12 protein-coding genes are annotated in these 13,008 nt (G+C 43.9%); 4 read left to right on the top strand and 8 right to left on the bottom strand.

What is annotated here, in order from left to right; genetic code table 11:
- Window positions 1-10: 10 nt before the first annotated feature.
- Entirely contained in the window at window positions 11-760 is a 750-nt protein-coding gene (locus ACEYKX_RS08625) for a class I SAM-dependent methyltransferase (protein WP_373768195.1), read from the top strand.
- Between the two features lie 343 nt (window positions 761-1,103).
- Entirely contained in the window at window positions 1,104-2,387 is a 1,284-nt protein-coding gene (locus tag ACEYKX_RS08620) for an NAD(P)/FAD-dependent oxidoreductase (RefSeq protein WP_373768194.1), read from the top strand.
- Window positions 2,388-2,428: 41 nt separating this feature from the next.
- On the opposite strand, the gene tsaD is transcribed toward ACEYKX_RS08620, so the two are convergent.
- The gene (gene tsaD / locus ACEYKX_RS08615; protein ID WP_373768193.1) at window positions 2,429-3,463 is read right to left on the bottom strand and encodes a tRNA (adenosine(37)-N6)-threonylcarbamoyltransferase complex transferase subunit TsaD; all 1,035 of its coding nucleotides are present in this window, start codon (window positions 3,461-3,463) and stop codon (window positions 2,429-2,431) included.
- A gap of 85 nt (window positions 3,464-3,548) precedes the next feature.
- Entirely contained in the window at window positions 3,549-4,331 is a 783-nt protein-coding gene (gene bamD / locus ACEYKX_RS08610; protein WP_373768237.1) for an outer membrane protein assembly factor BamD, read from the bottom strand.
- Between the two features lie 142 nt (window positions 4,332-4,473).
- Between bamD and rluD the strand changes: the two genes are divergently transcribed.
- A complete protein-coding gene (gene rluD / locus ACEYKX_RS08605; RefSeq protein ID WP_135673027.1) occupies window positions 4,474-5,451 on the top strand; it encodes a 23S rRNA pseudouridine(1911/1915/1917) synthase RluD in 978 nt (325 codons plus the stop codon).
- Between the two features lie 39 nt (window positions 5,452-5,490).
- Here rluD and ACEYKX_RS08600 read toward each other — a convergent pair whose 3' ends face one another.
- The 6 genes from ACEYKX_RS08600 to ACEYKX_RS08575 form a co-directional block, all read right to left on the bottom strand.
- Entirely contained in the window at window positions 5,491-6,198 is a 708-nt protein-coding gene (locus ACEYKX_RS08600) for a YwiC-like family protein (protein ID WP_373768192.1), read from the bottom strand.
- Window positions 6,199-6,208: 10 nt separating this feature from the next.
- On the bottom strand, window positions 6,209-7,618 hold the full coding sequence (locus ACEYKX_RS08595; RefSeq protein WP_373768191.1) for an ABC transporter ATP-binding protein: 1,410 nt from the start codon (window positions 7,616-7,618) through the stop codon (window positions 6,209-6,211).
- Window positions 7,619-7,829: 211 nt separating this feature from the next.
- A complete protein-coding gene (locus ACEYKX_RS08590) occupies window positions 7,830-8,612 on the bottom strand; it encodes an ABC transporter permease (RefSeq protein WP_373768190.1) in 783 nt (260 codons plus the stop codon).
- Window positions 8,609-9,553 (bottom strand): ABC transporter permease, encoded by a 945-nt coding sequence (locus ACEYKX_RS08585; protein ID WP_373768189.1) that lies wholly within the window; start codon window positions 9,551-9,553, stop codon window positions 8,609-8,611. Before ACEYKX_RS08585 ends, ACEYKX_RS08590 begins: the two co-directional genes overlap by 4 nt.
- 158 nt (window positions 9,554-9,711) lie before the next feature.
- Window positions 9,712-11,295, bottom strand: coding sequence for an ABC transporter substrate-binding protein (locus ACEYKX_RS08580; protein WP_373768188.1), 1,584 nt, complete (start codon window positions 11,293-11,295; stop codon window positions 9,712-9,714).
- A 159-nt stretch (window positions 11,296-11,454) separates the two neighbouring features.
- Window positions 11,455-12,306 carry a thymidylate synthase gene (locus tag ACEYKX_RS08575; protein ID WP_373768187.1) on the bottom strand — a complete coding sequence of 284 codons (852 nt, stop codon included), beginning with the start codon at window positions 12,304-12,306 and terminating at the stop codon, window positions 11,455-11,457.
- A 90-nt stretch (window positions 12,307-12,396) separates the two neighbouring features.
- On the opposite strand from ACEYKX_RS08575, the gene ACEYKX_RS08570 reads away from it, so the two are divergent.
- Complete coding sequence (locus ACEYKX_RS08570; protein WP_373768186.1) at window positions 12,397-12,921, top strand: hypothetical protein; 525 nt, start codon at window positions 12,397-12,399, stop codon at window positions 12,919-12,921.
- Window positions 12,922-13,008 lie beyond the last annotated feature (87 nt).

Here is a 13,008-nt window from a genome sequence, read left to right as displayed (position 1 = left end):
TTTTTTGCAAATGACGGCTAGTATTTACGACAACCCGATTTTCTTTGAACGCTATCTTAAACTGCGTGAAAACCCGATAAGCCTAAATGAAGTGGTGGAAAAGCCCACGATGTTTTCGCTTTTACCTGATCTGAACGGAAAAAAAGTGCTGGATTTAGGTTGTGGGGCTGGTGGGCATTTGTTGCATTATATGGCACTGGGTGCGAAACAGGTTGTAGGCTTAGATTTATCTCAATCTATGCTTGAACAAGCTGAAAAAGATTTTGCAAAAAACGGGGTTGATCCGACCGCTTACCGCTTTTATTGCTTGCCGATGGAAGCCCTATCCAGCATAGCAGAAAGCGATTTTGATCTAGTCACCAGCTCTTTTGCTTTTCATTACATAAAAGATTTATCCGCCTTATTAACGCAGATTTCTGCAAAATTGAAACCACAAGGACAACTGATTTTCTCGCAAGAACACCCGATTGTGACCTGTTTTAAAGAAGGTGAGCGTTGGGAAAAAATCAATAAACAACAAGTCGCATATCGCTTAAATTATTACCGTGATGAAGGTGAGCGTGATCGTAATTGGTTTCAGCAATCCTTTAAAACTTACCACCGCACTACCGCCACGATTTTAAATACCCTTATTCAAGGCAATTTCACTATTGAGCAAGTGGAAGAACCTATGCTTGCCGGTCAACCGGAATGGTACGACGAGTTTAAAGATCTTCGCCACCGCCCCTCATTACTGTTCATAAAATCAGTGAAAAAATAAGGCTTTTTCTATCCACACAGCCTGTGGATAACTTTGTGGATTACTTTTTTTAAACATTCGAAAACCTTGATGATACATGGGGTTTTCCGCTCTCCTTTACAATTGGATATAAAATAACTTATTCAATAAAATCAATGTGTTATGTTTTTTCTAGGGATTTTAAAGAAAAAAAATTGAATTTTTTTCGATTTTATCTATTGACAATGTCAGCCTGTGCAAAACTTCTCAAATCGGCTATTTTTTTTGTATTAAAAATAATTTCTAAATTCGCTAGACTTTCTACGTTAACACTCTACAATTCACTGTGATTATTTTGATCTTAGTCAACTTTTCGGGGAAAATTATGGAAACGATCGTGATTGTCGGAAGTGGTGCCGGTGGCTTGGAATTAGCGACATATTTAGGTAACAAACTCGGTAAAAAACAGAAAGCGCATATTATCTTAATTGATAAAAATATTAGCCATTTATGGAAGCCGTTGTTACACGAAGTGGCAACCGGTTCATTAGATGATGGTACGGATGCATTAAGCTATCGTGCGCACGCCAAGAACCACCATTTTGAATATCAGCAAGGCACTCTGACCGCCGTCAACCCTGATGCAAAGACGGTTGTTTTGGCACCGATTTACAACGCGGAAAATGAATTGTTGGTGGCGGAGCGTAAAATTCACTACGACAAATTGGTTATTGCGATTGGTAGCCGCTCTAATGATTTCAATACACCGGGAGTAGCGGAGCATTGCATTTTTCTCGATAGCTCGGAGCAAGCGAAACTATTTCATGAGCGCATGATGGAATTATTCTTAAAATTCTCCAACAACAACGAAAAAGAAGTGCATATTGCCGTAGTAGGCGGCGGTGCAACGGGGATTGAATTGTCAGCCGAGTTGTATAATGCAGTGAAACATTTAAATTCTTACGGTTACGGTAAATTGGATAATACCAGTTTGAAAGTGACCTTATTGGAAGCGGGAGAGCGTTTATTACCTGCGCTGCCGGAGCGTGTTTCTGCGTCGGCAATTAAGGAATTGCGAGCATTGGGTGTGGATGTGCTGACGAATACGCCGGTTATCCGGGCAACGGCAGACGGGTTAGTAACCAAATATGATGAGAATTTCAAAGCGGATTTAATGGTATGGGCGGCGGGAGTCAAAGCGCCCGAAATAACGAAAAATTTCGGCTTTGAGACGAATCGAATCAACCAAATTGCGGTGAGAGATACGCTTCAAACCTTAACGGACGATTCCGTTTATGTTATCGGTGATTGCGCTTTTTTAATGCAGGCAAACGGTAAACCGGTTCCGCCTCGTGCCCAGTCGGCACATCAAATGGCGACCGTGTGCGGTAAAAATTTAATTGCGCAATTGGAAGGCAAACCGTTGAAACGTTTCGTCTTTGACGATAAAGGATCATTAGTGTCGTTTTCCCGCTTCGGTACGGTCGGTAGTCTAATGGGAAATTTAACCAAAGGCTCCATGTTTATTGAGGGATCGATTGCACGTATGGCATACCTTTCATTATATCGGATGCACCAGGTCGCATTGCACGGCTGCGTGAAAACCGGTTTGATTATGCTGGTAGGGCGTATCAATCGCTTCTTAAGACCAACAATGAAGTTGCATTAATCAAGAAAAAAGGCGGATAGTTATTCCGCCTTTTGTTTATCTTATCGAGCTATAGGCGGAAGTTCCGTCATTGGCCAACGTGGCTTCACACTGATGGATAAATCGGTGTGTTCGCCGTTTTTCAAACGGAGAAATCCTGCATAGGCAATCATGGCGCCGTTATCGGTGCAGAATTGTGGTCGCGGATAGAATACCTCACCGCCGATTTGTTTCATCAATTCGGCTAAATCATGACGAAGTTGTTTATTGGCACTCACGCCACCGGCGATAACCAAGCGTTTATAGCCGGTTTGCTGCAATGCTCTGCGACATTTGATGATAAGCGTTTCAATCACCGCTTGTTGGAAAGCATGGGCAATATCACAACGGGTTTGTTGATCAAGCTCGCCTTGTGCGTTTAAACTAGCGTTAATCGTATTTGCCGCAAACGTTTTGAGCCCGGAAAAACTGAAATCCAATCCCGGGCGATCTGTCATCGGTCGGGGAAACACAAAACGGTTCGGCGTGCCGTTTTCGGCAAGTTTTGCTAAAGCCGCTCCGCCCGGATAATCCAAACCAAGTAATTTGGCGGTTTTATCAAAGGCTTCACCCGCTGCATCATCAATTGATTCGCCTAATAATTCATATTCGCCGATATTTTTTACATCCACGAGCTGGGTATGCCCTCCGGATATGAGTAATGCCACAAACGGAAATTCAGGGGCATTTTCTTCTAACATCGGGGCAAGTAAGTGCCCCTCCATGTGATGGACGCCCAGTGCCGGTACATTCCACGCATAAGCTAAAGAGCGGGCAATAGTCGATCCGACCAATAATGCGCCCACCAGCCCCGGGCCTGCCGTATAAGCGACACCGTCGATATCGGCGGTCGTCAAATTCGCTTCTTTTAATGCCGCTTGAATCAGCGGTAAGGTTTTACGGATATGATCGCGGGAAGCCAGTTCCGGCACGACACCGCCGTAATCGGCGTGCATATCAATTTGGCTGTAAAGTTGGTTGGCAATGAGTCCTTTTGTTTCGTCATAAATCGCCACACCGGTTTCATCGCAAGAGGTTTCGATTCCTAAAATTCGCATAATGCCGTACTCAACATAAAATGGGAAAGGGGCGAATTCCGCCCCTTCAAAAAATGGTAAAATTTTGCCTAAAACAGACCGCTTGTCAGAATTGTTCGCCGTACGACGGTTTGTTAATTTCAGGGAAGGTTTTGTCTTTGTTTGCTTCAATCAATGCGGCGACTTTTTGTGCGGAGCTTTGAATCCCCATAGCCTCGAAAGACTGTTTTAAAAGCGGTAACGCATTATTGGTGGCTTGGCTGTCAGGATGGAAGCGAAGCATTTCTTCCACGCGGTTTACTACGGCAACATAGGCATCGCGTTCCATGTAGAACTCGGCAATGCCCAATTCATGTCTGGCAAGACGATCTTTCAGATATACCATCCAATGTTGTGCGTCTTGAGCATATTGGCTGTACGGATAACGTTGAACAATGGTTTGGAAGTTACCATAAGCATTACGCACATTTTCAACCGCTCTGCCGGCATCGTTAACGCCAAAGAAATCTTGGATCCAGTTATCTGCCAAACGGGTATTGCTGAGTGCAGCAAGGTAAAAAACATAATCCATACTGGTACTGTCAGGATAGGCGCGAGCAAAACGTTCGGCGGCATCCAATGCTTTGTAATATTCGCCCAATTTATATTGGGCATAAATCAAGCTGAGTTGAATTTGTTCACCGTAAGTACCGTCTTGAGCGCGGGTATCAACCGCTTCCAAGTGACGGATAGCATTATTGTAATCACCTTTTTGTAAATAGGTTTGTCCTTGATTATAAAGATCTTGCGCAGGAATGCCGTCAAATTCGCTTTTCTTAGAAGAGTTGGAACAACCGGCAAGAATAAGGCTTGCTAAAATAACTGAAGCAAGAGATGTTAATTTACGCATAATGATTTTACCTGTAAAAAGTGTTGCGAATTCATGTACAATGCCTTTCGACTCGGCACCGTTTGCAAAGTTCATGCAAAAAATGGTGCTATTTTATAGGACATCAATCAATAAGAAAACATAATTTGGAATTTTATCATTAATGACTCAACAAATTACTTTACAAACTGAAGTGACTTCAGATTTATTAGGGGCAAGATTAGACCAAGCCCTTGCGCAATTATTCCCTGACTATTCCCGTTCACGCATCAAAGTTTGGATCGAAAATGATCAGGTGTCCGTGAACGGCAAAATTGTGAACAAAGCACGTGAAAAAGTCTTTGGCGGAGAATTGATCGAAATTCAGGCGGAAGTCGAAGAGGAGGTGCGATTTGAACCGCAAGACATTCCGTTAAATATTGTCTATGAAGATGATGATATTTTAGTGATCAATAAGCCAGTAGATTTAGTGGTTCACCCTGGGGCGGGCAATCCTGACGGCACGGTGCTGAATGCCTTATTACATCATTATCCGCAAATAGCAGAAGTGCCACGTGCGGGTATTGTGCATCGTTTAGACAAAGACACGACGGGGTTAATGGTGGTGGCTAAAACGATTCCGGCACAAACCCATTTAGTGACTGCGTTACAAAAACGTGAAATTACCCGTGAATATGAAGCGGTTGCCAGCGGCATTATGACCCAAGGCGGAAAAGTGGACGAACCGATGGCGCGCCATCCGACCAAACGTACAGCCATGGCGGTACACCCAATGGGTAAGCCTGCCGTCACCCATTATCGCATTATGGAACGTTTCCGTAATTACACGCGTTTGCGCTTGCGTTTGGAAACGGGCAGAACTCACCAGATTCGTGTTCACATGGCGCATATTGCCCATCCGTTGTTAGGCGATCAACTGTATGGAGGTCGCCCACGCCCACCGAAAGGGGCAACACCGGAGTTTTTGGACGTATTGCGTAATTTCAAACGCCAAGCGTTACACGCCGCTATGTTGCGTTTGCATCATCCGATTACCGGTGAATTAATGGAATGGCATGCGCCGTTACCGGATGATTTTGTCGAATTAATCCATGCGCTCAAAGCAGACTATCAGTTGCATAAAGACGAGTTGGATTACTAAAATTAAATGTGCTTGTAGGGCGGACTGTTGTGTCCGCCTTTAAACACAAAGCCCCAGTACAAAGACAGCCACAACTGCAAATTCCAACATCCCCACCTGTTTAATGTTTAAATTTTGCTTCGGCACAATCACGGCGCGTAGCAAGCCAATCAAATAAGCAAAGGCAATGCCGTAATCGCCCATTGCCACATAGCTTAACCCCAAGACAATATGCACGGCTAAACTGAGTTGGCGATAACGGGGATTTTTCCTCTCCCTTGCTACGCTTTTAACATAGAAGGTTGTCGCAATAAAAAACAGCGTAGGGTGGAGTAGGATTGCAAAATTATATTGTTGAGTTGCCAAATAGAAACTTGCCATACCGATTACGCCGAAGGTTAAAATTCCGGCGATGTCGTTCATTAAATTGCGTTCATCTTTCTGTTTTGCATAATGAATTTGCACCGCAACAAGCGGTAAGATCGGCAATAAAAATTGCAAAACGGAAAATTGAGTTAATAGCAGAGGAAAGGCAAAAAGGGCACTGATGAGCGCATAAATTAGCGTCCAACGTTTATATTTCTCGTTATTTTTCTTACTGAAAATGGCTAAAAACGGATAAGAAAAGAGATAAATAAACAGCCAGCTTAGCCCTAGCCAAAGATGTGCCGTTACCCAATGGCTTTCAAAAATGCCGTAAAGAAAAGGCGCGAACGCCATGACTAAAGCGCCGTGCTGATTTGAAATGATCGGTTTTTCTTTGAACATAGTCAGTGATTTAGAGATAGTTTTCAAGATTAATCACTTTATCACAACTTCGTTCAATCAAAAACGGATCGTGGCTGACAATAATTAACCCGCAGTTTCTCGCTCTACATTGTTCAATCAGCAATTTGATCGTTTCTTGTTGGGTGATCGGATCTAAACGAGAAGTCACTTCATCGGCAAACAGTAGCACAGGCTCAAGTAACAAGGCACGCAAAATTGCAACCCGTTGCAACTCGCCACCCGATACGTTATCGGCGTTGCGTTGCAGAATGTCAGGCGACAGTGCGAGCTGTGTTAATAACGCTGGAATTTGTGAACGGTCGAGCTGATGATGCTCGATCACATCGTCCAATAGTTGTTGTAAGCTCACATTCGGTGCAAAGGCTTCGGGCGGATCTTGATACAATTTCAGCACTTGATGTTTTTTATGGCTGTGGCTATGCCAAATCACTTCGCCGGATTGCGGTTTAAGTAGTCCGCAAAGTACGTCGGCAAGGGTGCTTTTGCCTATGCCACTGTATCCGACAATGCCTAAAATTTCGCCTTGGTGTAAATCAAAGGAAAGCTGTTTGAACAGCGTTCTTGTTCCCCGTGCGACCGTTAAATTTTTGACAGAAACAAGCGGTGTTTTGGGCGTAGAATGTTGCAAATCAGCCAAAGGTTGCCAATGTTGCGGATCTGCACCGATTAAGGCTTGAGTATAAGGATCTTGCGGTTGGCTCAGCAGTTGTTCCGCTTCGCCTTGTTCGATCAATTTGCCTTTTTTCATAACAAAAATATAGCCACCGAGAGCGGTCGCCACTTCAATATCGTGAGTGATCGTCAGTAAGCCACCGCCTGTTTCATAGGCTTGTTTCAGCAAGTTAATCACTTCCGCTTTGCTATTCGGATCAAGTCCTTTAGTTGGTTCATCGGCAAGCAGAATTTTCCCTCCTGATGCGGTCGCTATCGCAAAGGAAGCTCTTTGTGCCATACCGCCCGAAAGTTGGTGTGGATAGCGTTGTTGAGCTTGAGATAAACCCAGTTGAGTTAAAGAAATCTCGCTCGCTTTTTCCGCATTTTTTTGGCTTAAACCAGCGACAAAACGAAAACTTTCCCACAGTTGTCGGCTAATTCGCATCAGTGGATTTAATGAACGGCGTGGTTCTTGGGGGAGCATCACTAAGGTTTTGCCCCAAAGAGATTGCAAGCGGTCGGATTGCCCGTCTATTTTGCAATTTTCCACCACAATCTCACCGCTTGCGGTTAAGCCTTGCGGTAAAGCTCCCATAATCGCTTGAATTAACAGGCTTTTTCCTGATCCTGTTTCGCCTAAAATGGTGATGTTTTTGCCACGTTCAAGACAAAAGCTGATCGGCTCGACCAGCTCAATGCCATCGAGTGTTTGAACAGTGACGTTGGTTATTTTGAGTAATGACACGGTATATCTCTTTTTTATGTTGGGTGTTAATAAAACATCTCCCCTCTTTAGTAAAGAGGGGCAGGGGGAGATTTGTCAGAAGTTATAGCGAAGAAAATAAGTAATTCAGAAGATAGTAGAAGCATACAAGTGCCTCTAATAACTCTCTCACTTGATTTATCGTCTGCCAAATCTCCCCTAACCCCTCTTTGCTAAAGAGGGGAACACTTCCTTACTTCACCTTCCCCGCCAACAACTGCAAGCTAAATACCAATAGGAACACAGCAATCACAGGTTGCAGGAAAATCAGTGGGGCTTGATAGTAATAGGGGAACAGCTCCGTCATCATCAGCCCTAATTCAGCCGTAGGCGGTCGCAATCCCACGCTGACAAAGCCGAGTGTTGCAAGGGCTAAAATCGCATTGCCGATTGAAAATGCGGTTAATGTGGCAACCATCGGCAATAAACGGGGAAATAGGTGACGTTTAATGCAATAAAACCAAGGCATTCCCATCAAACGAGAAGATTGCAGTTCTGAGCTGGAGGCAAGGGTACTGGTGATCGCCCTAATAACACGGAAAAATTCAACCCAAATCACTAAGGCAATGCCTAAATAGAGTGTCCAAAATGAACCAGGGGAAAGCGAAGCAAACAACAAAATCAGCAATAAACCCGGTAATGCCATCACCAAATCGCAGATAAAGCTAAACAGGCGATCTAACCAACCACCGAATAATCCAGCCAGAATACCGAATAACAAGCCTGCCACCAATGCACAAGCGACGCTAAACAGCGATAAACCGAATGAAAGGCGAATGGCAGAGGCAAGACGGGCAAACATATCTCGCCCTAAATGATCGGTGCCAAACCAACTTTCTGCGTCAGGGCTTGCCAACATATTGCTGAGATCTTGAAAACCAATATCCATCGGGTAGAAATAAGGCTGTAAAAATGCAGTGGCGAGTAACAGTAGCAGTAACAAGGCTCCGCAACGTTGTCCAACGGTTAATTTCATACTGTTCCCCCTTCACGAATACGCGGATCAATCCACGCATTAAGTAGATCGGCGAGCATATTGAGTACCACAAATAATCCCCCCATCACTAATGCCGTACCTTGTATCATCGGCACATCTCGTGCAATGATGGCGTGAACTAAGGCGTGTCCGCTTCCCGGCCAAGCAAAAAGGCTTTCGACAATCACCACTCCTTCAACCAGGTAAACCAGTTGTACACTATGATAAGCAATCACCGGCACGGCGATATTCGGGATCCCGTGTCGCACAAAGGTCTGCCAACGACTTAAACCTTTGAGTTGAGCAAATTGATAGTAATCGGATTGCATCACCTGCACCATCGCTTGACGTGTCACACGCACCGAAACGGCACTTAACCCTATCGCCAAAGTAAGTGCAGGCAAGACAAAATGCAATGCCGTGCCGTATCCGCCTGCAGGTAGCCATTTCAACTGAACAGAAAAGAGCGTAATCAACCCAATCGCAATGATAAAAGCCGGCACGGCACGGAATAGACTGCTTAAGACTAAGGTCAAGCGGTCAAATACGCCGTTTGGTTTACGCGCCGACAATACGCCTAAGGTGGGGCCGATCAGCAAGGCTAACAGTAAGGCTATCACGGCGAGACTAAAAGTATGCCCGAATTGATGTTCAATTTCGTGCCAAACGCTGTCGCCTGTGACTAACGATTTACCTAAGTTAAACTGCACTAAATCCGCTAACCAACTGCCGTAGGTTTGCCACCAAGGTTGATCCAACCCAAGTTCTGCTCGCACCATTTCTGCTGCAGCAGCATCGGTTTGATCATAACCATAGCGACTTGCCGCAATACGATATGCCATATCGCCCGACAGCTGCCGAGTTAAAATAAAAGTCAAAGTCCCGACCGACCAAATCACCAACAGGATTTGGGATAGTCGTCTGAATAAAATAGAAAGCACGGGGATCCTTTTTATATTATGGTATTCATTGATATTTTGCTGGCGCGAGCGTCTCGCTCGTGCCTCAATTTGCAAAATTTTATTAAAATCGGAGCGCTTGTAAGTTGGCACGAGCGAGACGCTCGCGCCAGCAGCAAGATAAACCCGAGACCAACTATCTACTTACTCAACAATTCCAAAAAGAAGCGTCTTTCAAAAGGATCTAGTGTCACATTTTTCACGTCTTTATGTGCCACCACATTTTGTTGATAGTACACCACAGGAATAATCGGCAGTTCATCGTGGATAATTTGACTCACGGTTTGTTTTAACGCTTTCGCTTTTTGCGGATCACGTTCTGTTTCAAGCTGGGTTAAGGCATTGTCTAATGTCGCATTTTGCCAATTCATCACACCCCAATCGCTTCCTGTTTTGGCATAATCCTGCACGATCACGCCAAAAGGATCTAAGGTTTTGCCATAATTTAACGCATAAAGAGCCATCTCTAAACTGCCGTCTTGATGTCCGGCAGGGATTTCACTGAAGTTACCGACGGACACATTCACATCAACGCCAATCTGTTTCCACTGGGCTTGCAAAATCGTCGCAATCATCGGCAATTCAGGGCGATCAGAGAAAGTGCGTAAGGTGAAACTAAACGGTTTGCCGTCTTTGGTCAGCTTACCTTCGCTATTAAATTCATAACCACGAGCGGTCAGATCTGCTTTGATTTTTGCAAGATCAGGTTTTGCCGTTGTTGTATCAATTCGCCATTCCGCAAAGGCTTTCGGCAGAATTTGATCCGCTTCGCCCCCTTCGATTTTTAACACATATTCCGCAATCGCTTTACGATCAATTGCTTCACTTAAGGCTTTACGCACCGCTAAATCATTAAAGAACGGTTTTGCCACGTCCATTTTAAGCTGAATTGTACGAGCAATAGATACACTGGTTAAATTCAAATTCGGATCGGTTTTCAAACGCTCAACACTGGCGGTATCAAGGTTAAACACCAACGCAGATTTATCGCTTTGTGCCATTAACATTCGGGTTTCACTACGGCTACTTGCAAGGTAGTTCGCTTGAGCCAGTTTCGGCTTATTGCCCCAATACTGCTCAAAACGTACCGCTTCCAATTTTTGTGGTGCTTCAATTTTGGTCGCTTTAAACGCCCCCGTGCCGATCACTTGGGTCACTTCCCCTTTGTCGTTATAACTTTCAGGGGCAAGAATAATCGCAGTGTAGTGTGTTAAAAAAGATGGAAACGGCACAAAAGATTTGGTTAAACCAATTTGAATTTCTGTCGGGCTGACCGCTTGAATATCTTTAATAAAGGCTTTTTGCAACATTCCCGGTTTAGCCAATGCAATATTTAAGCTGTTTGCCACCGCTTGTGCCGTCAAAGGTTGCCCATTGTGGAAAGTGACATTCGGACGGAGTTTAAAGGTCCAAAGGGTTGCATCATCATTGCTATTCCATTCTGTCGCCAACCCTGCAACGAGTTCCCCTTGTAAATTCGCTTCCACTAAGGTTTCCGCTAAATTCATACGTTGAAAAATCACCCCTGTCTGGTTCGGATCAAGGCTATTGATTTCCCAAGGGGCAACAACGGTTGCAAGAGTTAATTCCTCATTTTGCTTTGCTTGAGTGACAGGTTCGGTAGGTTTTGCCGTTTCAGCAGCAGTCGCTTTATCAGCTTGAAAGTAATGTACTGCAAGGGCGACAATGCCGCCGACTAAAAATGGGGTGAGGAATTTTTTCATTGTTATATCCTTAAAATAATAATGGTTTTTAAAAAGGCGTGTATTGTGCCATAAATTCCATAAAAAAATAGTGGGATATTAACAATTTTGCAAAAAAAGTGAAAAAATAGACCGCTTGCAGTAAAAGAAAGGGGCAAATTACGATTTGCCCCGAGTGAATTATACTGAGAAAGGATATTGAATACTTGGATGAAATTCGTAGCCTTCGACTTCAAAATCCGCCAATGTCACCCAAGTTTCCAAATCTTCTAGAGATTTAATATCCGGATTGATTTTGAGTGTCGGGGCTTTAAACGGAGTACGTTTTAGTTGCACATCTCGCATCAATTCCAGCTGATCTTCATAAATATGCGCATTCACAATTTTATGGAACGCTTGTCCTGCTTGGTGTCCTGTAATTTGTGCCATTAACGCAAGAAAAGTGTAACATTGGATCATATTCCAGTTTAAACCGAGTGGCACATCGGCAGAACGTTGTGTACTGTTCAAATAAAGCGTGCCGTCCAGCAATGAAAAATGATGACTGTGTAAACACGGGCGTAGGCAGCCTAAATGGAAAGCCCCAGGGTGATAGAAAGTATAAATCTCACCACGATTATCGACACCACGTTTCAGATCATCAACGATTTGACGCAATAAATCGACGCTACCACCGCCAACTTTCGGGAAGTTTCGTCCGACCGCACCATAAACCAGTCCCATATCATCTTCGCCTTTGCGATGTGGATTCGCCAGCCAAGCCGCATTTTCATTGGCATTTGCATCCCACGATTTTGTACCAAGCTGACGGAAATCCGCAGCATTATCATAACCACGGATATAACCAAGTAATTCCGCAATCGCCGCTTTCCAAAAACTTTTGCGTGTAGTCACAAGGGGAAATTCACCCTTTGCCACATCGTAGGTTAAATCGGCGTTAATCACGGTCAAACAACGCTTACCAGTGCGTTCGTTTTCGATCCATTTTCCTTGTTCGACAATACGTTGACATAGATTAAGATATTGTTTCATGGTGATCCTTAAAATGTTTGAAGTAATTTAGTGCGTTATTTGATAAAATTGTACTAAATTTTTATCACGAAGAGAAAGAAGGAGTACATCATGAAATCGTTACTAAAATCTCTTTTTATCGTTTCCGCATTATTTGTTATTGCATCTTGTAGCAGCAAAGGCGGCTGGAAGCGTATTCCGGATGCTGAAGTCGATCAAAAATCCTATGCTATCGGATATGGTGCCACAGCGCAAACTTATTTAGACAGAGTAAATGAAAGCTATGACATCGATTCTTTTATGCACGGTGTGGACGACTGGTTTAATAAGAAAGTGAATTTACCGATTGAACAAATTCGGGCAAGCTTGTTGAATCGGATGTTGGATCATGATGTTTACGCTTATTACAGCGGCGTACTTTATGCGGCGGAATTACAAGCGAACGCCAACCGCTTAAGCCCGTCTTGTTGGTCTTTTGTGCATTCCGTCAGTATCACGCAAGGTATTCACGATGCTATGCTGGATTTACAAAAAGGCAAGGTACGTGATGATAAATACATCAGTGACGGCGCGGAGCAGATTTTGCATTTATGCGTGAAACAAGTTGAGCAAGATGCGAAAAAAGCGAAGAAATAATTGAGCTCACATAACAAGCGGTCGGTTTAGGAAAAAATTTTGCAAAAAATTCTTTGGATCCGACCGCTTGTCTCTTTCTTATTCAAT

The sequence above is a fragment of the Glaesserella sp. genome, assembly GCF_041817755.1.
In the GTDB taxonomy this organism is placed as follows: Bacteria; Pseudomonadota; Gammaproteobacteria; order Enterobacterales; family Pasteurellaceae; genus Glaesserella.
The sequence above is the reverse complement of the archived record's forward strand: the minus strand, read 5'-3'. Positions and strand labels throughout refer to the sequence as shown.